This window comes from Taklimakanibacter lacteus, from assembly GCA_003576695.1.
Classification (GTDB): domain Bacteria; phylum Pseudomonadota; class Alphaproteobacteria; order Rhizobiales; family Aestuariivirgaceae; genus Taklimakanibacter; species Taklimakanibacter lacteus.
This window is the reverse complement of record QOZQ01000001.1, coordinates 230,281-251,950: the sequence shown is the minus strand read 5'-3', so window position 1 is coordinate 251,950 and position 21,670 is coordinate 230,281. Positions and strand designations below refer to the sequence as shown.

The following is a 21,670-nucleotide window of genomic DNA, read 5'->3' as shown; positions in this document are numbered from 1 at the left end:
CCGCCGGGGCATGCAGGATCAACCGCGTTGCATTCGTAATTTCCGAAGCAGTGCTACGCAAAACCGTTCTTTCCGAAGGGCCGCGGCGCTTATACTTCTATTTAGCCGCCGGTCCTGCGAGCGACCGCGCATGCGCTGATGGGCGCTGCACTACGCGGCAATATCGATGTAGACCATGCCGGCCTCGATCTTCACCGGATAGACCTTGAGATTGACGCAGGCCGGGGCACCCTTGGCGGCGCCGGTGCGATAGTCGAAGCGGCCATTGTGTTTCGGGCACTCGATGATGTTGTCCATGACGAGGCCATCGGCCAGATGCACCTTCTCATGCGTGCACAGGCCGTCGGTCGCGTAGTATTTCCCGTCAGGCGAGTGATAGACCGCAAATGTCCGGCCGGCATGATCGAAACGCATGACGTCTTCCTCGGCGATGTCGCCAACGGCGCAGGCTTCAACCCACTCGCTCACCTGGCGCCCCCTTTTGCCAGCATGGCCCTGAACTTCTCGACCTCGCCGGGAAGTGCTGCGACGATCTGCGCCGCCTCGGGGAAAGCGCCGGTCTGGACGTCGCGGTGATACTCCCTGAAAGCCGCGATCCGCTCCTGCTGGAGCCTTTCGCGCTCGGCGGCGAAGTTGCGATAGACCTTGGCATGCTTCGGAACATGGCCCTTGTTCTCGCCCAGCACGTCGCAGGTGAAGAGATATTGCGCATCGCAGCCGGTTCCCGAACCCATCGAGATCATGAATAGCGGGGTTCGGCGCGAGATCTCGGCGGCGATATCGGGCGGTGTGACCTCGATCTCGACGCCGAAGGCGCCGGCATCCTCGTATTTCCGCACCATGTCCCAGATCATCATGGCGCTCTCGGCGGTCTTGCCGACGGCTTTGAACCCGCCGGTCCATGAGCATTTCGACGGGATCAGCCCGACATGCCCGATGACCGGGATGGCCTCGTCGGCCATCCGGCGGATCGTCGCGAATGATGTCGGGCAGTAGACCGCATCGGCGCCGGCCCGCATCATCTGGTAGCCCCAGCGCAGGAAGCCGTCCGGCGCGCCGTCATGATCATAGAGCGACAGGCCCGGTATGGCGAATACCGTCGGCGCCACTTCCCGGAAGCGCGGGCTTGTCAGGAATTCGGGCGGCACCGACAGGATATCTATTCCCGCCGCCTCGGCCGCGACGATTTCCTCCCAGTTGTCGACATGCAGCTTCGAATACTGGTACTTGCCTTTATTGGCGCGAATATCGGCGAGAGTCGGTTTCTTGCGCGGCATGGATGGTCAACCTTTCACGGCAATGGGAAGCGGCGGGGTCGGCCGCGCGGTCGCGGGCAGCTGGCGCCGCACGAAATGCTCGGGGTCCTTGCGCTGGCGCCACAGGGTCGGGATGATCTCCTTGTAGCAGGCCCAGAAGCCGTGATAGGGCGGCGGACAGTCCGGCAGGATTTCCTGATGCAGCTCCGGCAGCCGGTGATAGGGAACCATCGGGAACATGTGATGCTCGATATGGTAGTTCATGTTCCAGTAGACGAAGCGGCTGAAGGGATTGATATACATGGTGCGGCAGTTGAGCCGGTGATCGAGGACATCCTCGGCAAGCCCGATATGCTGCGTCAGGCCGGTCATGAGCATGTGCCAGGCGCCATACATGCTGGGCAGGCCGATCAGCATCGCCGGCAGGATCGACCCGAGATAGACGCAGGCCGCGAGGACAGCGAGATAGATCGCCGTCCACACGCGCGCCACGAAGAAGACGCGGGGGCGCTCCGGCTCCGGGATGAAGTCCTTCTCACCGTCGGTGAGACGGCCTGAGGCATAGCGCAGCATCGCCCACCAGGCCTGCGGCACCATGAGGATGCCGAAGATGTTGAGCACCGCCTTGGCGAGCTCCGGCGGGCGCATCAGGATGATCTCGGGATCGCGCCCGACGATGATCGTATCCGTGTGATGGCGCGAATGGCTCCAGCGCCAGATGGTCGGGTTGCGCACCGTCATGAAGCAGGCGATCTGATAGACGGCGTCGTTCTTCCACTGGGTCCTGAAGGCAGTGCCGTGGCCGCATTCATGCCAGCGCGAATCGCCCCCTGAGCCATAGAGCACGCCATAGACGATGAAGAACGGCACGCACCACCATGTGCCCCAGAACCAGGCGCCAAGCCCGCCGGTCAGGATCAAGGCACCGATCCAGATCAGCGTGTCGCGCGTCGCCGGACCGTCCGAGCGCTGCATCAGTTCCTTCATGCGCGGGCGCGGTATGTCGCTCTTGTACCAATCGGCATTGGCGAGCCCGATCTGCTTTGCCCGCTCGTTGAGCGGTCCCTCGAGGCTGTAATTGCGGGGAAAGGGTGCGCTTGCGGTTTCGAAGCTCATGTCTCTGCTCCTTCCATCACGCTGAGCAGGAGGGTCAGGTCCTGATCACGTGATCCGTCACTTCTTCGATCGTCGTGTCCTCCTTCCTGGCCTCGAACACCTTGGCGCCATGGCTCATCACCACGAAACGGTCGCAGACCATGAAGGCATGATAGAGATTGTGGGTGACGAGCACGCTGGACGTGCCCTCTTTCTTGAGATCCCGCACATAGCCGAGAAGATGCTCGGTCTCGCGCACCGAAAGTGCCGAGGTCGGCTCGTCCAGCAGCAGGATGTTGCGCTTGAAATGCACAGCCCGCGCGATCGCCACCGCCTGCTTCTGCCCGCCCGACAGGAAGCCCACTTCCTTCCGGGGATCGTCGATCCCCGAAATCTGGACGGCGCTTCCGAGTATGTCGATGGTGACTTCCTCCATCTTCCGGTGGTCCATGAAGCCGAAGCGGCCGGTGATCTCGCGGCCCATGAAGATATTGCGGGTGATCGACATGGAATCGACCAGCGCTATGTCCTGGTAGATGGTCTCGATGCCGGAGGCTTCCGACTCCGCCCGGGTCCGTATGTCCGTCTTCTTCCCGTTGATGAAGACCTCGCCCGAGGTCGGCGGATTGATGCCGGAGATCATCCGCACCAGCGTCGACTTGCCGGCGCCATTGTCCCCGAGCAGGCCCACCACCTCGTTCCGGCCGATATGGAAGTCCATGTTGTTGAGCGCCACGAATGACCCATAGCGCTTGACGATCTTGCGCGCCTCATAGAGAGGTGTCTCCTCGGGCCGTATGCCCTCTGTCGGCCTGTCCACCGGGATATGGGCCGGTTTCTGCGGATGGCGAAGCGCGTGACGGGGTTCTGACATCGGCTTCTCTCCTTACGCCTTGCTGCGCCGGATGGCGGTGTTGAGGACGACCGCGATCACGATCAGCGAGCCCACGAACATCTCGAAATAGAAGGCAGGCGCCCTGAGCAGAAGCAGCACGTCCTGGATGGTGAAGACCAGCGCCGTGCCGAGCACGATCCCGAGGATCGAGCCACGCCCGCCATTGAGCGCAAGCCCGCCGATCACGCAGGCCGCGATCGCCTGCAGCTCCATGCCGAGGCCGCCGCCGGGCTGGATCGAGCCGACGCGGGTCGCCGCGACCACACCGGAAAAGGCCGCCATGAAGCCTGCAATGGCGAAGGCGATGATCTTGGTGCGCGCCGGATCGATGCCGATGGCCACCGCCGCATTGCGGTTGCCGCCCACCGCATAGAAATGGTTGCCGAGCCTGTGGTGATGGAGAAGGAAATAGAAGGCGATCGCGAACAGGCTGAACCAGATGATCGAGGCATGGATGACGCCGATCTCGCCGCCGAAGATCGTCCTGAAGGGTTCGGTCGGCTTGAAGCGCAGCGCCGAGGCGCCGTGATAGAGCAAGGTCGCCCCTTTCCACAGCAGCATGCCGCCCAGCGTCGTGATGAAGGACGGAATGTTGAACCTGAGCGTGATCAGCGCGTGAAACACCCCGATGAGCGCGCCGATCGTCAATACGAGGGCCATGGCGATGAAGGGCGCCGCGGCACTTGCATGCTCTTCACTGATGTCGCCGAGAAGCTGGTTGCTGACCGTGGCGCAGACGATGGCGAGGAATGAATACTGGGCGCCGACGGAAAGGTCGTATTCACCGGCGATCATGAGAATCCCGACGCCCAGCGCCATGATGCCGAGCGGCGCGATCGACTTGAGAGTCACGGCGATATTCGCCGGCAGCAGGTAGCGGAACTCTCCGGGAAACATCAGGGCCCCGGCAATGCACAGGATCTGGGCAATGCAGAACATCACGGCGATGCCGCCTTCCGGACGGTCGCGGATCCAGTCCGCGACCTTGGCCGGGAACGTGCGCCCGGCACGCTCCGCGACGGCTCTGCGAATATGATCGGCTTGGCTGTTGGACATGCTTCCCCCTGCCGCGGCGTCGGGAGAAGACCGGCGGATCGGGACTCCGCCGGTCATCTCAGGCATTGACGAAGGCCGGCCTCAGCGGACCGGACCGGCGTATTTCTCGGCGAACTGATAGTTCGTCTTGTCGATGAGGCCCGTGCCGCCCGTATCCATCTCTGAAGGATAGAGCCCGTATTTGAGGTTGAGGGCCAATTGCGTCACCGCATAGTAGCCCTGGCTGTAGGGTTGCTGGTCGACGGTTGCGGTGAGCTCGCCATTCTTGATGTCTTCCAGTATGTCCTTCGAGACATCGAAGCCGCCGGCCGGTATCTTGAGACCGGCATCCTTGATGGCCTGCACGGCCTGGCTGGTCGGCGTCTGGCCGAGGCCGATGACCGCGGCCGTGTCGGGGTGGCCCAGCAGATACTGCGTCATCAGGTTGAGCGCCTGCGCATGGTCGTTGCCGACGCCGAGGATCTCGGAACTGGCGCCGATCTCGGCAAGCGCCTTCTGCACACCCGCGTGACGCTCGACGGCATAGGTGGCTTGCGCCGCCTCGACCGGCGTGAACACCATGTCGCCTTTCTTCAGCCCATGCTCGGCGATCATGCGCTTGCCGAGAACATAGCCGGCGGCGATGAAATTCTGGCCCATGAACGCCATGCGGCAGGTGGAGTCCGGCGCGCCATGGCGCGAATCGTCGATATTGAAGGTGACGACGGGGATGCCCTGCTTCATGGCGCCGCACAGAACGTCGATATAGGCGTTGTCGTCGGCGATATTGACGGCAATGCCGCTGACCTTGTTGGCGATGCCGGTCTCGAGAATGCCGAGCTGGTGCTTCTGGTCTTCTTCGCCGAACTGGATGTCGATATTGACGCCCTGCTGCTCGGCGGCGTCCTTGGCGCCGTTCACCACCGCCTCGAAGAACGCGTTTGACGACTGCGACCACGGCACGAAGAGGATGTTGATCTTCTTCCATTCCTCCTTGTGATCGGAATCGAAGGCCATGCCCACAGTCGGCACGGCGGCCATCACAAGGCCGGCGATTGCCGCAATTCCCAGTTTCCTCACTGACTGCATCGGGTTTCCTCCCATTGGCGACCGGTCGGTCTTCCGATTTTCCGGTGGTCGCATCCGGAACGATCGGGCTCGGATTGGCTTCACCAGCTCCTCTTGCCGAAGACGCGTTCGATGCCGGCGAAGAGATGGTCTTTCATCCGCTCTCCTGCGGAAGCTTCATTGCCGCTGGCGATGGCTTCGTAGATGGCGCGATGCTCGGCGGCCACGCGGCGCGACGTGGCATTGGGCTGCATCGCCTGCAGCTGCCGGCCGAGATTCAGGCCGAACAGGATATGCGGCATCAGGAAATTGAGCGTCATGACGAAATAACGGCTGTGCGCCGCTCGCGCGACCGCCATGTGGAACGCCATGTCGGTCTGGGCCACGGCATCGTCATGGGCGGGGCTCTTTTCCAGGGCTTCGACCGCCGCGAGGATCTCATCGAGCGCGCGCCGCTCCATGTGCCGGGCGGCCTGCGCGGCAGCGGCGCTTTCGATCACCATGCGGAAGCGCAGGCAGTCCTCGAGATCGGCCAGGGTCTCGGGCTTGCCATAGGCGGAAGCGCCGGCGGGCTTGCCGCACGTATAGGTGCCCGAGCCCCGGCGGGACTCGATCACCCCTTCATCCTTGAGCACCGCCAGGGCCTGGCGCAGCACCGGCCGTGAAATGCCGATCCGCTCCGCCAGCTCCGCTTCCGAGGGCAGCCGCACGCCCTGCGCATAGGCCGGCAAGGAGATCATTTCCCGGACCGCAGCCACCGCATGGGCGACGAGCGGGGTGTCCATTCTGGCCAAGCTCTCGATCATAGTTGTAAATAGTAGCAAGAATTAGTTTCTACGCAACTCCCAATTTCACTGGGTTTTTGGCTTCCCTCTGCGCAAAACTCCGGCCTTGGAAGGGGTTTTCCGACCAACCATAAGAACTGCTTTTATCTATTATGAGCAACATCTGGCGGGAGCGATCATGGAAGATCGTCGGCAAGGAGCCTCCGCGCACTCATTGAGGACTGGCAATTGCGGGCCAGACCATGAGATTGGAAAATTATAGGATGTGCAGAGCCCGACCTGGAAATGGATCGGCTCGGTTCCCTGGGAGTTCAGATGCAGTATCCAGGAAAAAAGAGAGGAGACGGGGAGTGAGTGAGCTGCTGAGGAAAATTCCCTGCTCCGGCCTGCTCGGCATCGCCAAGTCATTGATATTGCGAGTGCCGGATTCTCTTTGTGAAAATTCCCTGTAAATCCCTGTAATTCCCTGTATCCGGGCCGCCGGGACCGGCGGCCGCCCAAGGAATTTCAGCCTATATTTTCACGCGGTGAAAGTCGCGTCCGGCCGGATGCCCGGACCATCTACCGCGCTTTGTTCTTGTAATAGACGTCGAGGAACACCGCGAGCATCAGCACTGCGCCCTTGATGACCTGCTGCCAGTCGATGCCGACACCCATGATCGACATGCCGTTGTTCATGACGCCCATGATGAAGGCGCCGATCACAGCACCTATCACCTTGCCGACGCCGCCCGTCGTCGCCGCCCCGCCGATGAAGCAGGCGGCGATCACGTCGAGCTCGAAGCCCAGGCCCGCTTTGGGCGTCGCCACATTGAGGCGCGCCGCGAAGATGAGGCCGGCAAGGGCGGCCAGCGCCCCCATGATGACGAAGATGAGGAAAGTCAGCTTTTCGGTGTCGATGCCGGAGAGCTTGGTCGCCTTCTCATTGCCGCCCATCGCATAGATGCGCCGGCCCATCGTCGTATTGGTGGTGAGGAAGACGAACAGCGCGATCAGCGCGAACATCACGATCAGCACATTGGGCAGGCCCTTGTAGCGCGCCATCAGGAAGGAGAAGCCGATGAAGGCGATGGCGATCAGGATGTTGCGGCCATAGAAGATGATGTCCGGCTCCTCGGCCAGCCCATGCTCCTGCTGGTTGAGCCTTTCGCGGTAGTTGAAATAGATGATGACGGCAGTCACCAGCGCGCCGATCAGCAGGGCCAGCATGTTGAATGACGGGACGCCGAAGAGATCGGGGATGTAGCCCGAGCTCAGAAGCTGGAACTCGCGCGGGAACGGGCCGACCGAGGCGCCGCCCAACACGGTCAGCGCCAGGCCCTTGAAGATGAGCATGCCGGCCAGCGTCACGATGAAGGCCGGTATCTTGTGATAGGCGACGAAATAGCCCTGCAGGCCCCCGATGGCGGCGCCGACCACCAGGCAGGCGATGACCGACAGGAACGGGTCGAGCTTCCAGGTCACCATCATCACCGCCGCCACGGCGCCTATGAAGCCCGAGACCGAGCCGACCGAGAGATCGATATGGCCCGCCACGATGACCAGCAGCATGCCGAGCGCCATGATCACGATATAGCTGTTCTGCAGGATGATATTGGTCATGTTGACCGGCATGAACAGCGTGCCCGAGGTGGTGAACTGGAAGAACACCATGATCGCGAGCAGCGACAGCAGCAGTGCATAGTCGCGGATATGGGCCTTGATGAAGCGCAGCAGGTCGGGCTTGGCTTCGCTGTGTGCGGTGACTTCGCTCATCTCACTTTTCCCATGAATTCATGATGGCGCGCATGATCTTCTCTTGCGAGGCCTCTGGCGTCGGCATCTCGGCCACGACGCGGCCCTCGTTCATCACATAGAGACGGTCGGAGATGCCGAGCAGCTCCGGCATTTCCGACGAGATGACGATGACCGCCTTGCCCTGCTCGGCGAGGCCGTTGATGATGGCATAGATCTCGTATTTGGCGCCGACATCAATGCCGCGCGTCGGCTCGTCGAGGATGAGGATGTCGGGCCCGGCGAACAGCCATTTCGACAGCACCACCTTCTGCTGGTTGCCGCCCGACAGGTTGACCGTCGTCTGATAGACGCCGGAGCTCCTGATCGCCAGGTCGCGGCGGTATTTGTTGGCGACCTTGAGCTCCTGGAAATCGTCGATCACGCCGCGCCTGGCGACGCCGTCGAGATTGGCGAGCGTCACATTGTGCTTGATGTGGTCGATGAGGATGAGGCCATAGGTCTTGCGGTCCTCGGTCACATAGGCAAGCCCGGCCGCCATCGCCTTGGGGATGGTCGAGACATCCGCCTTCTTGCCGTGGATCAGGACCTCGCCCGAGATCTTCTGGCCATAGGCGCGCCCGAACAGCGACATGGCGAGCTCGGTGCGCCCGGATCCCATCAGCCCGGCAATGCCGACGACCTCACCCTTGCGGACGGTGAAGCTCACATTGCGGATGAGGTGCCGGTCGGCATGCAGCGGATGGAAGACATTCCAGTCCTTCACCTCGAGGATGGTCTCGCCGATCTTGGCATCACGCGGCGGATAGCGGTCGGTCAGCTCGCGCCCGACCATCGCCTTGATGATGCGGTCCTCGCTCACCTTGGCGGTCGAGGTGTCGAGCGTGTCGACCGTCTTGCCGTCGCGCAGGATGGTGATGCGGTCGGCGACCTTCATCACCTCGTTGAGCTTGTGGGTGATGAGGATCGAGGAGATGCCATGCGCCTTGAGCTCCTGCAGGAGCGCCAGCAGGGCGTTTGAATCGGTCTCGTTGAGGCTCGAGGTCGGCTCGTCGAGGATGAGCAGCTTCACCTTCTTGTTGAGCGCCTTGGCGATCTCGACCAGCTGCTGCTTGCCGGTGCCGAGATTGGTGATGAGCGTATTGGGGTGCTCCTTGAGGCCGACCTTCCTGAGAAGCTCGACCGAGCGGCGGAACGCCTCGAACCAGTTGATGATGCCGCGCCTGGCCGTCTCATGGCCGAGGAAGATGTTCTCGGCGATGGAAAGCAGCGGGATCAGCGCCAGCTCCTGGTGGATGATGATGATGCCGGCGGTCTCGCTGTCGGAGATGGTGCCGAACTTGCGTTCTGCGCCTTCGAACCTGATCTCGCCATCGTAACTGCCATGCGGATAGACGCCGGACAGGACCTTCATGAGGGTCGATTTGCCGGCGCCGTTCTCGCCGACCACGGCATGGATTTCGGCCGGCATGACCGCGAGATTGACGTCCGTCAGGGCTTTCACCCCCGGAAACGTCTTGGTGATGCCGCGCATTTCAAGAATGGGCTGCGTCAATTCCGCCCTCCCCGCCTGACCTGTCCGTTGTCCGGATCTTGATTGATTAGAACAATAAGCAAGGGGCTTCGCAAGCGCGAAGCCCCCCGATAGCGCAAACGTGTCAATTGTCGATCTGATCCTGGGTGTAGTAGCCGGAATCGACCAGCGACTTCTTGATGTCGTCCTTGCCGACCGAATAGGGGGTGAGCAGGTAGGACGGCACGACCTTGACCTCGTTATTGTAGGTCTTGGTGTCGTTGACCTCGGGCTCCTTGCTCTGCAGCACCGTATCGACCATCTTGGCCGTGACCTTGGCGAGCTCGCGCGTGTCCTTGAACACGGTCGAATACTGCTCGCCCGCCATCATGCCCTTGACCGAGGCAAGCTCGGCGTCCTGGCCGGTGACGATCGGCATTTCGGCGCCGGGGGCATAGCCCACACCCTTGAGCGAGGAGATGATGCCGCGTGAGAGGCCATCATAGGGGGCCAGCACGCCGTTCACCTTCTTGTCGGTGTAGTTGGCCGACAACAGATTGTCCATGCGGGCCTGGGCGACGGCGCCGTCCCAGCGCAGCGTGCCGACCTTGTCCATGCCCATCTGGCCCGACGGAACGGCGACTTCGCCGGAATCCATGAGCGGCTTCAGCACCGACATGGCGCCGTCATAGAAGTAGAAGGCATTGGTGTCGTCGGGCGATCCGCCGAACAGCTCTACGTTCCACGGCTTTACATCGGGGAAGCGCTCTTTCAGGCCCTCGACCAGCGATTTCGCCTGCAGCACGCCGACGCCGAAATTGTCGAAGGTGGTGTAATAGTCGACATCGCCCGTCTTGGTGATGAGACGGTCATAGGCGAAGACCTTGACGCCCGCTTCCTTGGCCTTCTTCAGGATGTCGGACAGCGTCGAGCCGTCGATCGCGGCGATGATCAGGACCTTGGCGCCCTTGGTCACCATGTTCTCGATCTGGGCCAGCTGGTTCGGGATATCGTCCTCGCCATACTGAAGATCGGCCTCGTAGCCGAGCGCGGTGAATTCCTTGACCATGCTTTCGCCGTCGGAAATCCAGCGGGTCGACGATTTGGTCGGCATCGAGATGCCGATGAGCCCCTTGCTTTCGGCGAAGGCGGGGCCCGCGGCGGCAAGCATCGCCAGGCCGGCAACGGAAGCGACAAGTTGTCTGCGATTCAGCATGAATTCCTCCCTGTTATGCTGCGGAGCGGATCGTCCGTTCCCGGCCGATCGGTCTCTCTGCCCTGTCCATTAGATTGAAACCCGTGGACGTTCAACGCCTATTTGTATTACAATTGGACTAACGGCTTATATGATCCTCGGACAATTGGCCAAGGCCCGGTTAGCTGGACGCGCAAACTTATCCGGGCGCAGAAAAGGAGAAGGCGCCGGCATGCCTGCCCGCGCCTTTCCGTGATTGTTCTTGCCTGTCGTGAATACCCTCTGCCCCCGTGGACCGAGGGTCAGGAAATCAGATGGCCGCTTCGACCATGATCTCGACATCGAGGCCGGGAGCCGCCAGCTTCGACTCGACCGTGGCACGGGCCGGCGTCTGGCCCGGCACCACCCAGGCGTCCCAGGCTTCGTTCATCTGCGACCAGGTCTTGATGTCGGTCAGCCAGATATTGGCCTTGACGACCTTGGTCTTGTCGCTGCCCGCCTCTTTCAGCGTCTCATCGATCTGCGCCAGAATATCCTGGGTCTGCTCCTTGACCGACTTGCCAACCGTCGTTTCGGCCACAAATCCCGACAGATAGACCATATTGCCGTGGATCACCGCTTCGCTCATGCGGTTGCCGGCGCCGATACGCTTCAAAGCCATGGAACATCTCCTGCTGTTATTCGAGTGCGGCCTTGGTGGCACGAAGGATGAGGTGAGGCAAGACATCAAATGCATAGGGCGCATTGAGACGTTCCAGCCAATGGTGATAGTCGCGCCCCCAGGGCCCGATATTGATCACTTTGTAGCCGGGCGACGGCGCCAAAGCGAAGCTCGCGCCCCAGATCGGCGTATTGGCCTCGGCGACGCTCAGGTCGCCCGATGTCTCGCCGAGGAAGCTCATATCGGAGATGCCGGGAAAATAGCCGATCCGCGACAGGCTCGTGCCCTTCTCGGCCGCCGCCTCGCCCAGCACCGCCATCAGGCGCTCGCCCAGCTGCGCATCCCCGAACGTTACCGCGGGATAGGGCAATGAGCCGAAGCCCAGTATGACCGCAGGCCCCGGCAGCCTGGTCGCGGCCCAGGCGAACTCGCTCGCCAGCCGCGCCCGGCTCGGGAAGTCGAGATCCTGCCGTTCCGCCAGCTCGCCATTGAGAAGGGCGAAGGCGCTGTCGAAATCGGGATCGGACTTGCGCGCCTGGGCGATGAGCTCGGCGAAGCTCAGGACCGGCACGCTCTCCTGCCGGAACGGCTGCGGCGGGCTGACGGCGCGGGCGCGTTCGCCGAGCCGTTCCATCGCCCGGTCCATGGCCTGGCGGGCCATGCCGGTAGCGAGGCTCAGCACTTCCGCCGGCGAGCGGCGATGCTGCAGCGTGTTCCAGTAGACGAAGACACGCGCCGGCGTCGTAACATTATAGCCGCTCTTCATGTCCTTCGCATAAAGCGCGCTGGGCGGTGCGGCGATCTCATGGCCGCTGGTCTCGGCGAGCTCGGGCGTACATTCGAATTCGGTGAGGAGCTCGGCGGCGAGATAATTGGCGTTGACGCCGGCAAAGGGATAGCAGGCATGCGCCTCGCGCCCGACGACCAGCGCCGTCAGCAGCAGCTTGCCGATCGAGCCCATGCTCACCGAACGGCCGAAGGAACCGTCGCCGTCATCGGCGATCGAATCGAGATTGATGACGAGGCTGATATCGAGATCGCTGTCGCGCGCGATCTTGGGCAGGAGCGCGGCCGCGGCGCGCATGCCGGCCGAGCGGTCCTCCTCATCGGGCGTCGCCAGCAGCAGGATATTGCCCTCACGATGCTCCTCGGCGGCAAAGGCCTCGAGCACGGCGATGGCGGCGGCGATCCCGGCCTTCATGTCGAGCAGCCCGCGGCCCGGCAGATAGTCGCCCGACAGGAGATCGGCCAGCGCCAGCGGATTCTCGGCCGTGCGCTTGAGCTTGTCGATGATCATCGGCAGCAGTGTTTCCGGATCGCAGGCAAAGGGAGCGAGCTCGGCATAGTCGTCGAACGGCACGGTGTCGAAATGCCCGGCAAGCACCACCGTCCTGCGGCCCTCGCCCTTCACCAGCGCCAGGAGATTGGCACGCGCCGTGCCGTCATCGAGCGGCTGCACCTTGAGATGCTCCGGATGCAGATGGAAATACCGGGCCTGCGCCAGCATGGTTTTGAGCAGGTGCGGAAAATCGCATTCGCCCTGCGTACCGGTGACGCTGCGCCACTCCGTCATCTGGATGGCCGCTGCGCGGGCGCGTGTCGCGAGACTCGGGCTCATTCAGCTTCTCCGAAGATGATGATCTCAGGCAAAGCGTCGGTCGTATTCGAGCACCGCATTGAGCAGCACTTGCGCGCCCGCCGCGCATTCCTCGAACGAGGTCGATTCCGCTTCATTGTGCGAAAGCCCGCCAAGGCAAGGCACGAAAATCATGGTCGTCGGCGCCACGCGCGCAATATAGGCGGCATCATGGCCCGCGCCCGAGGCCATGACGCGGGTCGAGAACCCGGCCTGCTCGGCGCCGTGGCGCACGCATTCGATGAGATCGGGCGCGAATCTGACCGCCGGCGACTTCCAGATCCGCTTTTCCTCGACCTCGAGCTTGAGCTCCTCGGCGATCTTGGGCAGCGCCGACTGATAGGCGGCCTCCATCTTGTCGAGCACGTTCTCGTCGGGATGGCGCAGATCGACGGTGAAGAACACTTCGCCCGGAACCACATTGCGGCTGTTGGGACGGTTTTCGATGAGGCCGACGCTCGCCACACCCGGCAAATGATCGAGCCCGACCTTGTTGATGGCCTCGATCATGCGGGCAGCACCCACCAATGCGTTCTTGCGCAGCAGCATGGGTGTGGCGCCGGTATGAGCTTCCTGGCCCCGCACCGTCACCTCATACCAGCGCATGCCCTGGACGCCGGTGACGACACCGACCATCTTGTGCTCGGCTTCGAGGATCGGTCCCTGCTCGATATGGAGCTCGAACATCGCCTGGAACTTGTGCGTGCCCACCGGCTCTGATCCCTTGTAGCCGATGCGGGTGAGCTCATCGCCGAGCGTGATCCCGTCGCGGTCGGCCCGGCTATAGGCGAAATCCTGCGTGAAGACGCCGGCATAGACGCCCGAGCACAGCATCGCCGGGGCGAAGCGCGATCCTTCCTCGTTCGTCCAGTTGACGATCATCACCGGCGCGTTGGTCTCATAGCCGAGATCGACCATGCTGCGCAGCGCCTCGAGCGCGCCGAGGACGCCCAATACGCCGTCGAACTTGCCGCCGGTCGGCTGCGTGTCGAGATGCGAGCCCATGGCGATGGGAGTGAGCTTGTTGTTGCGGCCCGGCCTCAGCGCGAACATGTTGCCGACGCTGTCGACCGAAACCATGCAGCCCAGGGCCTCGCATTGCGCCTTGAACCAGTCGCGCACTTTCTTGTCCTCGTCCGAGACGGTCAGCCGCCTGATGCCGCCTTTCGGCGTCGCGCCGAATTTCGCGGTTTCCATGAGCGCGTCCCACAGACGCTGCGGGTTGATGGCGAGATTGCTTTTGCTGGTCATGCTGTTACCCAAACGGCTAGTGCGGTGGATTATCAGGCGTCTTCGGCCTGTTCAGGAAGAAAGTCCAAGCCCCATAGCAGAACATCGCAAACGCAATGGCCGCCCACATGCTGTTGCCGTGATAGAGATCGAGGACGAACCAGACGGCGATGCCGGCCATGATGGCAAGGCGCAGCCATAATGGCCAGTGCAGCGGCTGGTCGAGCTTTCCTTTGCGTTCCGGCCTATCGTCCATCGATCTGCTTGCCCATGATCGCGATGGCTTTCTGGTAGACGGTCGCCGCGTTCCAGCCCTGGATGGCGCCGAAATTCGTCTGGCCCGGCTGATAGCCCTGGCCCCTCACCCAGCCATGGCCTTTGAGGAAATTGGCGGTCGAGGCCAGCGCATCGGCCTTGGAGTTCAGATTGATGCGCCCGTCACCATCGCCATCCGCGCCAAAGAGCCGGACATTCTTGGGCAGGAACTGGGTGTGCCCGACTTCGCCATGCATGGCGCCGCGCGCCGATGCCGAGAGCGTGCCCCGGTCGATAAGCGCCAGCGCCGCATAGAGCTGCTCGGTGAAATACTCGGTGCGGCGGCAGTCATAGGCGAGCGTCGCCACGGCCGAGAGCGTGTTCTGGTTGCCGGTGACATTGCCGAAGCCGGTCTCCATGCCCCAGATGGCAAGCAGCGGGCCGGGCGGCACGCCATAGCGCTTCTCGATGGAGGCAAAGAGCGCGGCATTGGATTTCTTGAGCGCACGGCCGCGCGACACGATGGCGGGCGCCCCGCGCTTGGCCATGAAGGCCGAGAGCGACAGCTTGAAGCTGTGCTGGCCGCGGTCGGCGCGGATGGTGGCGGTGGAATAACTCGTGTTCATGAGGGCGGCAAGCGCCTTGGGCTTGATGCCTTTCTGCTTGGCTTCGGCGCTGAACGATCGCTTCCAGTTCTCGAAATTCGAGCCTGTGCTGCTGCATCTCGCGGCCTGCGCCACGCTTGCGCTTACGGCCAGCGCTGCCGCGCCGGCCACGATCGCCACCCACTTGCCGAGCCTCATGCCGTCCTCCGCCTTTCACCACTGTTTCGGGGACGCCGACATTGCCATCAAGCCGCGCCTTTGTCACCGTCGCGATGGATTGCGCCCAGGGGCTTGCCGTGGCATGGCAATCGGATGCCGGATCACATAGAAAGTCTGTTTCCGACCCTCATCTTTCGCGCCACCCTTGCGGGCTCGGGCCGGCTCAACCATGAGCTCGAGCAGGCTGCCTTCGCGCTGGCCGAGACCGACCTCGCCGGGCGGCGCTGGTGCGCGAAGCACGGCTATGCCGGCTATACGTCCTATGGCTCGCTGGCCGACCTGCCCGACCGCAGCCCGCCCTTTGCGCGCCTCAGGCGCCTGATCGAGCGGCACGCGGCCCGTTTCGCGAAGGATCTCCATTGGGACCTGCGCGGCGGCAGGCCATTGTGCGATTCGATGTGGGTGAACATCCTCCCGGAAGGCGGCTCGCACAGCTCGCATCTCCACACCAATGCGGTGCTGAGCGGCACCTATTACGTGAAAACGCCGGAAGGTGCGGGTCCCATCGTCTTCGAGGATCCGCGCCACGCCATGATGATGGCGGCGCCGCCGCGCAAGGCCTCGGCGCCGCGGCCCTTGCGCACCTATGTCAGCGCCGAGCCCGCCCCCGGCGCCCTGATCCTGTGGGAAAGCTGGCTTCGCCACGAGGTTCCGCTCAACCGGGCGGAGGGCGAGCGCATCAGCGTGAGCTTTAATCTTGTGATCGGCTGAGCCCTTCGCATCGGGCGGAAACCGTGTAAGCTTGCTTCATGCGCGCCCTTGTCCTGCTGATCTGTGTGATGACCGCAATCACCTCGCCCGGTCTGGCGGAAGCGGCTGGAAAATCGAAACGGCAGCCGGATATGAGTGCCGGACCGGCCATGCGCTTCGTTATAGTCCGCAGTCATGTGAACGGGTGTGAACCGAACTGCCCGCAATGGATTTCTGCGGAAGGCGTGATAACCGCGCAAACTCCTTCCTTGCTCAGGAAGGCGCTCAAGCAGGCCGGAGGAAGCCAGCTGCCCATTCTTATGACATCTCCCGGCGGCGATGTCGAAGCAGCCCTCGCTCTGGGCGAGATCATCCGCACTCGCAAGCTCGATGTCGGCGTAGGCTGGACATTTTTTGCCGGCTGTTGGCCCGGCGACCGGACTTGCAATGTGACAGCCCGGCAAAAGGGGCGATATTACGGCACTCCTTTCGCTTGGCGTGCTTATTGCCTTGCCGCCTGCCTCCTTGCCATCACCGGAGGACGCAAGCGGTTGGCGGCCGGTGCTTCTCTGGGAACCACCGAATTCAGCACGCCCATGACCGACCAGCGCATTACCTATCAGGAACGCTACCGCATCGTGAAAGGCAAGAAGAAGGTACTCAGCCGAAAGGTCATCAAGCGCGAGACGCTCAGGAGCTATACTACATCGAAACTCGACAAAGCCTCCTGGAAGAAGCTGCGCGCCTATGCCGGAAAGATGGGCGTCGGCAATGGCTATCTGGCGCTCTTCACCAAGGCACGACCGGGATCTGTCTATTTCGTATCCGGCGAAGAGGCGTTGTTCACGGGCCTCATCACCAGTCTCGACAGCGCGCGCAGCCTGGTTGCAAATCAGCTGTGCAAAATGACGCCTGCCGCCAAAAACTGCGTCAGGCACGTTGGCGCGGAGAAGTCCTGACCGGTCTTTACGGCCCAGGCCCTGTTCATCACTTCATCACTGCTGCCATTGCCTGTTGTGCACCCTGAGCTCGCCAAAGAACGCGCTCCAGGCAGCCCGGCTCGCCTCACACTTGATCGAGTGCGAAGCCTCCCAATCAGACTTCCGTATTGCGCAGCGGCAGGCGACAGCGGGGTGATTCTTGTCGCCTGGCCTTGTGACGAACAGTGTCAACACGACTTTACAGGTCTATCGTCTACGGCGTCACCGCCCCTGCCCGCTTCACTGCACGCGGCTTGTTGATCTCGCGCCAGGTCGAGTTGGCGACATGGACGGCCGGATAGGGATCGCGGCGCACGAAATCGCCGTCGCCCGCCTTGGCCCTGAGATCGCCGTCCTTCCAGGCGATGCGCCCGCGCGACAGCACGCTGACCGGCAGGCCGGTCACCTGATAGCCCTCGAAGACATTGTAATCGATACGGCTCACTTGCGTCTTGGCCGAGATCGTCTTGGTCTTGTTCGGATCCCACAGGACGAGATCGGCATCCGAGCCGACATCGACGCGGCCCTTCTTCGGATACATGTTGAGGATGCGCGCGATATTGGCGGAGGTGACGGCGACGAACTCCTCCTTGGTGAGGCGCCCCGAATTGACGCCGGCCGTCCACAGCACCGGCATGCGGTCCTCGAGGCCGCCCGTGCCGTTGGGGATCCGGGTGAAGTCCTTCGCGCCCATGCGCTTCTGCTCGGTGGTGAAGGAGCAGTGATCGGTCGCCACCACCTGCAGCGAGCCTGACTGCAGCCCGGCCCACAGCGACTCCTGGTGCTTCTTCGGCCTGAACGGGGGCGACATCACCCGCCTTGCCGCATAGTCCCAGTCCTTGTTGCGGTACTCGTCCTCATCGAGGGTCAGATGCTGGATGAGCGGCTCGCCATAGACGCGTTTTCCCGCTTCGCGCGCCCGCTTGATCGCCTCATGCGCGTCGCGGCAGGAAGTGTGGACGACATAGAGCGGGCAGCCCGCCATGTCGGCGATCATGATGGCGCGGTTGGTGGCCTCGCCCTCGACCTCGGGCGGGCGCGAATAGGCGTGGCCTTCGGGACCGGTGATGCCTTGCGCCAGGAGATCGGCCTGCATGCGGAAGACGACGTCGCCATTCTCGGCATGGACGAGCGGCATGGCGCCGAGCCCGGCGCAGCGCGAGAAGGAGTGATAGAGCTCATCGTCATTGACCATGAGCGCGCCCTTATAGGCCATGAAATGCTTGAAGGTGTTGATGCCATAGGTCTTCACCACCGTTTCCATCTCGTCGAAGACCTGCTTGTCCCACCAGGTCACCGCCATATGGAAGGAATAGTCGGAGGCCGCCTTCTCGGCCTTGCGCCGCCAGTCCTGATAGGCGGCGAGCATCGACTGCTTGGGGGCCGGAATGCAGAAATCGACGATCATGGTGGTGCCGCCGGAAAGAGCGGCCTTGGTGCCCCATTCGAAATCGTCCGCCGACACGGTGCCCATGAACATGAGCTCCATGTGGGTATGGGGGTCGATGCCGCCCGGCATCACATAGAGGCCGCCCGCATCGATGACCTCTGCCTTGCCCGGCGCCTCGAGCTTCTCGCCCACCGCGACGATGCGGCCTTCATCGATGAGCACATCGGCGCGCCGCGAATGATCATGATTCACGACAGTGCCGCCGCGGATGAGAATGGACATGACACAACTCCCTATCTCGAAACTTTACCCTCCCCCTTGCGGGGAGGGTGGCGCGTAGCGCCGGGTGGGGGTCGGGTGGTCTCTCCGCGTGCTGCCAAAGAAACACGGAAAGACCGCCAGACCCCCACCCCTAACCCCTCCCCACAAGGGGGAGGGGAATGCGTATGCCTACATCTTCTTCATTTCATCGGTGACCGCCGGCGACCACGCACCTTCCGGCTTCTTGGTGATGACCGGATCCGAACCGCCCTTCATCAGCGTGTCGACCGTGCGGTCGGCGGCGGCGACATCGAGCGTCCCGTCCGAGCCTTCGGTGAGCTTGTTGATCTCCTGCATCATCGTCTTCTGGTGGCCCTCTGTCTGCGCGCCCGTGGCATCATTCTCCAGCACGATTTTGGCCGCATCATCCGGATGCTCGCGGGCCCAATCCCAGCCCTTCATCGACGCCTTGACGAATTTCGCCATGGTGGTCACGAAGGCCGGATCCTTGAGCTTGTCCTCGAGCACATAGAGACCGTCCTCGAGCGTCGCCACACCCTGGTCCTCGTATTTGAACACGACCAGGTCTTCCGGCTTCACGCCCGCTTCGATGATCTGCCAATATTCATTGTAGGTCATCGTCGAGATGCAGTCGGCCTGCTTCTGCAGGAGCGGATCGACATTGAAGCCCTGCTTCAGCACATTGACGCCGTCGGCCCCGCCGGTGGTCGGGATATTGAGCTGGCTCATCCACGACAGGAAGGGATATTCATTGCCGAAGAACCACACGCCGAGCGTCCTGCCCTTGAAGTCTTCCGGCTTGGTGATGCCGGTCTCCTTGCGGCAGGTGAGCATCATGCCGGAGCGCTTGAAGGGCTGCGCGATATTGACCAGCGGCACGCCCTTCTCGCGCGAGGCGAGAGCCGACGGCATCCAGTCGATGATCACATCGGCGCCGCCACCGGCGATGACCTGCGGCGGCGCGATGTCGGGTCCGCCCGGCTTGATCGTGACCTCGAGCCCGGCATCCTTGTAGAAGCCCTGCTTCTGAGCCACGTAATAGCCGGCAAATTGTGCCTGGGTCACCCATTTGAGCTGCAGCGTCACCCCCTTTGTCGGGGCGGGCGCGAGGTAAAAATAAGCGATGGCCGCGACCGCCGCCAAGGCCACGATTGCCACCGCGGCCGTCAGAAATTTCTTCATGCGAACGTCTCCTCTTCTCCCTGTTTGCCTACGGGTCTTTGCGCGACCGGTAGGACGGATGCCAGAAGGTCACTACGCGTTCGATCAGCGCAATGATCCCGTAAAAGGCCGAACCGGCGATGGCTGCGACGGCGATTTCGGCCCAAACCATGTCGAGGCCAAGCCGGCCGACCTCGGTCGAGATGCGAAAGCCCATGCCGACAATGGGGGTTCCGAAGAATTCCGCTACGATGGCCCCGATCAGGGCGAGTGTCGAGTTGATCTTGAGCGCGTTGAAGATGAACGGCATCGCCGCCGGGAGCCTGAGCTTGACGAGCGTGTCGAACCAGGAGGCGCCATAGGAGCGCATCAGGTCGCGTTCGAGATGACCCGCCGCCTGCAGCCCGGCCACTGTATTGACCAGCATCGGAAAGAAGGTCATGACGACGACGACGGCCACTTTGGAGTGCCAGTCGAAGCCGAACCACATGACCATGATCGGCGCCACGCCGACGATCGGCAGCGCCGCGAAGAGATTGCCGAGCGGCAGGAGCCCGCGCCTGAGGAAGCCCCAGGCGTCACACAGGACCGCCACCAGGAAGCCGGCGAGCGAGCCCAGCGCCCAGCCGGGCAGCACCGCGCGCAGGAAGGTCTGCACGAAATCGGCCGCGAGCGTCGGCAGCGAGGTGATGAGCTTGCTCCAGATGTCGGAGGGCGCCGGCAGCAGCACCAGCGGGATGCCGAAGCCTTTCACGGCGAGCTGCCACAGCAGCAGAAGGGTCAGGCCGAAGATCGCGGGCACGGCGAGGTTGCGCAGCCTGGTGGTCAGTGGCGAGGACGTCCGGATTCCCGACAAGGCGTCATTGCCGATCCACACAAGAGCCCAAAGCACCAGCACCCCGATCCAGAAGAGAATGCCGGGCCTCGCCGTCACCAGATGCGCCATCAGCCACAGCAGCAGACCCGATAGGGCGAGCAAGCCGATGGCGGCAAACCGCTTGTGGCGCAAGGCGGCGATCATGGTTTCGCCCCCATGGCGCGCGCCACTTGCCGCTCGATGAAGCCGACCAGCCAGACAAGGCCCGACGACATCACCGCCGCGGCGACGAGCGCCGCCCAGATCTGCTGGGTCTGGCCGTAATAGGAGCCATTGAGCAGGCGCGCCCCGATGCCGGCCTGGGCTCCGGTCGGCAGCTCGCCGACAATGGCGCCGACCAGCGCGATGGCGATCGCCACTTTGAGCGAGGTGAACAGAAAAGGCACCGAAGCCGGCCAGCGCAGCTTCCACAGCACCTGCGATGCATCCGCATTATAGGTGCGCATGAGGTCGAGCTGCATCGGATCGGGCGAGGTCAGCCCCTTCACCATGCCGATGGTGACCGGGAAGAAGCACAGATACATCGAGATCAGCGATTTCGGCACGAGGCCGGTGAGCCCGATCGAGCCCAGCACCACGATGATCATCGGCGCGATGGCGAGGATGGGAATGGTCTGCGACGCGATGATCCACGGCATCAGGCTGCGGTTCAGCGCCTTCACATGGACGATCGCGATGGCAAGCGCGACGCCGAGGATGGTGCCCAGCATGAAGCCGAGCAAGGTCGAGGACAGCGTCACCCAGCAATGATAGAGGAGCGACCGCGGCCGCCATGGCGCCACCGTGAAGACGGTGTTCCATAATTCGGCCATGACCTGATGCGGCGCCGGCAGCACCGGGCGCGGCAGCGACCATGAGATCGACAGCGTATTGGCAAGCCCGCCGCCGGCCTGATCGATCAGCGGCTGGCTCAGCACGGCATTCATCGGGATCGCCGCCACATACCAGACCACCAGGACGATAAGCACGATGATGGCAACCGGCAGTGCCGAGCCGGCGAAGAGGGCACCGGTGAAGGACGGGCGCGTCACGGTGGCGGCGAGGATCATACGACCCTCCGGTCATTCTTTTTCCCCTCCCCCTTGTGGGGAGGGGTTGGGGGTGGGGG

Annotated in this window: 21 protein-coding genes; 2 read left to right on the top strand and 19 right to left on the bottom strand. The window is 62.8% G+C overall.

The window, feature by feature from the left end:
* Positions 1-150: 150 nt before the first annotated feature.
* From DT068_RS01205 to DT068_RS01135, 15 genes are all read right to left on the bottom strand, one after another.
* Positions 151-468 carry a MocE family 2Fe-2S type ferredoxin gene (locus DT068_RS01205; RefSeq protein ID WP_119387936.1) on the bottom strand — a complete coding sequence of 106 codons (318 nt, stop codon included), beginning with the start codon at positions 466-468 and terminating at the stop codon, positions 151-153.
* A complete protein-coding gene (locus DT068_RS01200; protein WP_119387935.1) occupies positions 465-1,277 on the bottom strand; it encodes a 3-methyl-2-oxobutanoate hydroxymethyltransferase in 813 nt (270 codons plus the stop codon). Before DT068_RS01200 ends, DT068_RS01205 begins: the two co-directional genes overlap by 4 nt.
* Before the next feature lie 6 nt (positions 1,278-1,283).
* Positions 1,284-2,372: a fatty acid desaturase family protein gene (locus tag DT068_RS01195; protein ID WP_119387934.1), complete on the bottom strand. Its 1,089-nt coding sequence runs from the start codon at positions 2,370-2,372 to the stop codon at positions 1,284-1,286.
* 34 nt (positions 2,373-2,406) lie between these two features.
* Positions 2,407-3,225 (bottom strand): ATP-binding cassette domain-containing protein, encoded by an 819-nt coding sequence (locus DT068_RS01190; protein ID WP_119387933.1) that lies wholly within the window; start codon positions 3,223-3,225, stop codon positions 2,407-2,409.
* 12 nt (positions 3,226-3,237) lie between these two features.
* The gene (locus DT068_RS01185; RefSeq protein ID WP_119387932.1) at positions 3,238-4,302 is read right to left on the bottom strand and encodes an ABC transporter permease; all 1,065 of its coding nucleotides are present in this window, start codon (positions 4,300-4,302) and stop codon (positions 3,238-3,240) included.
* 81 nt (positions 4,303-4,383) lie between these two features.
* Positions 4,384-5,370 (bottom strand): substrate-binding domain-containing protein, encoded by a 987-nt coding sequence (locus DT068_RS01180; protein ID WP_162913933.1) that lies wholly within the window; start codon positions 5,368-5,370, stop codon positions 4,384-4,386.
* A gap of 80 nt (positions 5,371-5,450) precedes the next feature.
* Positions 5,451-6,134, bottom strand: coding sequence for a FadR/GntR family transcriptional regulator (locus DT068_RS01175; protein ID WP_162913932.1), 684 nt, complete (start codon positions 6,132-6,134; stop codon positions 5,451-5,453).
* 561 nt (positions 6,135-6,695) lie between these two features.
* The gene (gene mmsB / locus DT068_RS01170; protein WP_119387929.1) at positions 6,696-7,889 is read right to left on the bottom strand and encodes a multiple monosaccharide ABC transporter permease; all 1,194 of its coding nucleotides are present in this window, start codon (positions 7,887-7,889) and stop codon (positions 6,696-6,698) included.
* A 1-nt stretch (position 7,890) separates the two neighbouring features.
* A complete protein-coding gene (gene mmsA / locus DT068_RS01165; protein WP_119387928.1) occupies positions 7,891-9,423 on the bottom strand; it encodes a multiple monosaccharide ABC transporter ATP-binding protein in 1,533 nt (510 codons plus the stop codon).
* A 103-nt stretch (positions 9,424-9,526) separates the two neighbouring features.
* Complete coding sequence (chvE, locus tag DT068_RS01160) at positions 9,527-10,552, bottom strand: multiple monosaccharide ABC transporter substrate-binding protein (protein WP_368904385.1); 1,026 nt, start codon at positions 10,550-10,552, stop codon at positions 9,527-9,529.
* Between the two features lie 334 nt (positions 10,553-10,886).
* Positions 10,887-11,237: a RidA family protein gene (locus DT068_RS01155; protein WP_119387926.1), complete on the bottom strand. Its 351-nt coding sequence runs from the start codon at positions 11,235-11,237 to the stop codon at positions 10,887-10,889.
* Positions 11,238-11,253: 16 nt separating this feature from the next.
* A complete protein-coding gene (locus tag DT068_RS01150) occupies positions 11,254-12,855 on the bottom strand; it encodes a M20/M25/M40 family metallo-hydrolase (RefSeq protein WP_119387925.1) in 1,602 nt (533 codons plus the stop codon).
* Between the two features lie 24 nt (positions 12,856-12,879).
* Positions 12,880-14,124 (bottom strand): Zn-dependent hydrolase, encoded by a 1,245-nt coding sequence (locus DT068_RS01145; protein ID WP_119387924.1) that lies wholly within the window; start codon positions 14,122-14,124, stop codon positions 12,880-12,882.
* Positions 14,125-14,140: 16 nt separating this feature from the next.
* Positions 14,141-14,359, bottom strand: coding sequence for a hypothetical protein (locus DT068_RS01140; RefSeq protein WP_119387923.1), 219 nt, complete (start codon positions 14,357-14,359; stop codon positions 14,141-14,143).
* Positions 14,349-15,161, bottom strand: a complete 813-nt coding sequence (locus tag DT068_RS01135; RefSeq protein WP_119387922.1) for a lytic murein transglycosylase — start codon at positions 15,159-15,161, stop codon at positions 14,349-14,351. Before DT068_RS01135 ends, DT068_RS01140 begins: the two co-directional genes overlap by 11 nt.
* Before the next feature lie 114 nt (positions 15,162-15,275).
* On the opposite strand from DT068_RS01135, the gene DT068_RS01130 reads away from it, so the two are divergent.
* Both DT068_RS01130 and DT068_RS01125 read left to right on the top strand, forming a co-directional pair.
* A complete protein-coding gene (locus DT068_RS01130) occupies positions 15,276-15,893 on the top strand; it encodes a TIGR02466 family protein (RefSeq protein WP_119387921.1) in 618 nt (205 codons plus the stop codon).
* Positions 15,894-15,931: 38 nt separating this feature from the next.
* Positions 15,932-16,831, top strand: coding sequence for a hypothetical protein (locus DT068_RS01125; RefSeq protein WP_162913931.1), 900 nt, complete (start codon positions 15,932-15,934; stop codon positions 16,829-16,831).
* A 235-nt stretch (positions 16,832-17,066) separates the two neighbouring features.
* On the opposite strand, the gene hydA is transcribed toward DT068_RS01125, so the two are convergent.
* The 4 genes from hydA to DT068_RS01105 form a co-directional block, all read right to left on the bottom strand.
* Positions 17,067-18,524 carry a dihydropyrimidinase gene (gene hydA / locus DT068_RS01120; protein WP_119387919.1) on the bottom strand — a complete coding sequence of 486 codons (1,458 nt, stop codon included), beginning with the start codon at positions 18,522-18,524 and terminating at the stop codon, positions 17,067-17,069.
* Between the two features lie 168 nt (positions 18,525-18,692).
* A complete protein-coding gene (locus DT068_RS01115; RefSeq protein ID WP_119387918.1) occupies positions 18,693-19,706 on the bottom strand; it encodes an ABC transporter substrate-binding protein in 1,014 nt (337 codons plus the stop codon).
* Positions 19,707-19,734: 28 nt separating this feature from the next.
* Positions 19,735-20,706, bottom strand: a complete 972-nt coding sequence (locus DT068_RS01110) for an ABC transporter permease (protein WP_438816393.1) — start codon at positions 20,704-20,706, stop codon at positions 19,735-19,737.
* Positions 20,703-21,611, bottom strand: coding sequence for an ABC transporter permease (locus DT068_RS01105; RefSeq protein WP_119387917.1), 909 nt, complete (start codon positions 21,609-21,611; stop codon positions 20,703-20,705). Before DT068_RS01105 ends, DT068_RS01110 begins: the two co-directional genes overlap by 4 nt.
* Between the last annotated feature and the right edge of the window lie 59 nt (positions 21,612-21,670).

Excerpts from the sequence above, each read along its gene's own strand:
- DT068_RS01140 (WP_119387923.1), bottom strand. The coding sequence starts at position 14,359 with ATGGACGATAGGCCGGAACGCAAAGGAAAGCTCGACCAGCCGCTGCAC.
- DT068_RS01190 (WP_119387933.1), bottom strand. The coding sequence starts at position 3,225 with ATGTCAGAACCCCGTCACGCGCTTCGCCATCCGCAGAAACCGGCCCAT.
- DT068_RS01135 (WP_119387922.1), bottom strand. The coding sequence starts at position 15,161 with ATGAGGCTCGGCAAGTGGGTGGCGATCGTGGCCGGCGCGGCAGCGCTG.
- DT068_RS01125 (WP_162913931.1), top strand. The coding sequence starts at position 15,932 with ATGCGCGCCCTTGTCCTGCTGATCTGTGTGATGACCGCAATCACCTCG.
- hydA (WP_119387919.1), bottom strand. The coding sequence starts at position 18,524 with ATGTCCATTCTCATCCGCGGCGGCACTGTCGTGAATCATGATCATTCG.
- DT068_RS01155 (WP_119387926.1), bottom strand. The coding sequence starts at position 11,237 with ATGGCTTTGAAGCGTATCGGCGCCGGCAACCGCATGAGCGAAGCGGTG.
- DT068_RS01200 (WP_119387935.1), bottom strand. The coding sequence starts at position 1,277 with ATGCCGCGCAAGAAACCGACTCTCGCCGATATTCGCGCCAATAAAGGC.
- DT068_RS01105 (WP_119387917.1), bottom strand. The coding sequence starts at position 21,611 with ATGATCCTCGCCGCCACCGTGACGCGCCCGTCCTTCACCGGTGCCCTC.
- DT068_RS01150 (WP_119387925.1), bottom strand. The coding sequence starts at position 12,855 with ATGAGCCCGAGTCTCGCGACACGCGCCCGCGCAGCGGCCATCCAGATG.
- DT068_RS01130 (WP_119387921.1), top strand. The coding sequence starts at position 15,276 with ATGCCGGATCACATAGAAAGTCTGTTTCCGACCCTCATCTTTCGCGCC.
- DT068_RS01115 (WP_119387918.1), bottom strand. The coding sequence starts at position 19,706 with ATGAAGAAATTTCTGACGGCCGCGGTGGCAATCGTGGCCTTGGCGGCG.
- DT068_RS01110 (WP_438816393.1), bottom strand. The coding sequence starts at position 20,706 with ATGATCGCCGCCTTGCGCCACAAGCGGTTTGCCGCCATCGGCTTGCTC.
- DT068_RS01175 (WP_162913932.1), bottom strand. The coding sequence starts at position 6,134 with ATGGACACCCCGCTCGTCGCCCATGCGGTGGCTGCGGTCCGGGAAATG.
- DT068_RS01180 (WP_162913933.1), bottom strand. The coding sequence starts at position 5,370 with ATGCAGTCAGTGAGGAAACTGGGAATTGCGGCAATCGCCGGCCTTGTG.
- chvE (WP_368904385.1), bottom strand. The coding sequence starts at position 10,552 with ATGCTTGCCGCCGCGGGCCCCGCCTTCGCCGAAAGCAAGGGGCTCATC.
- DT068_RS01185 (WP_119387932.1), bottom strand. The coding sequence starts at position 4,302 with ATGTCCAACAGCCAAGCCGATCATATTCGCAGAGCCGTCGCGGAGCGT.
- DT068_RS01145 (WP_119387924.1), bottom strand. The coding sequence starts at position 14,124 with ATGACCAGCAAAAGCAATCTCGCCATCAACCCGCAGCGTCTGTGGGAC.
- DT068_RS01195 (WP_119387934.1), bottom strand. The coding sequence starts at position 2,372 with ATGAGCTTCGAAACCGCAAGCGCACCCTTTCCCCGCAATTACAGCCTC.
- mmsB (WP_119387929.1), bottom strand. The coding sequence starts at position 7,889 with ATGAGCGAAGTCACCGCACACAGCGAAGCCAAGCCCGACCTGCTGCGC.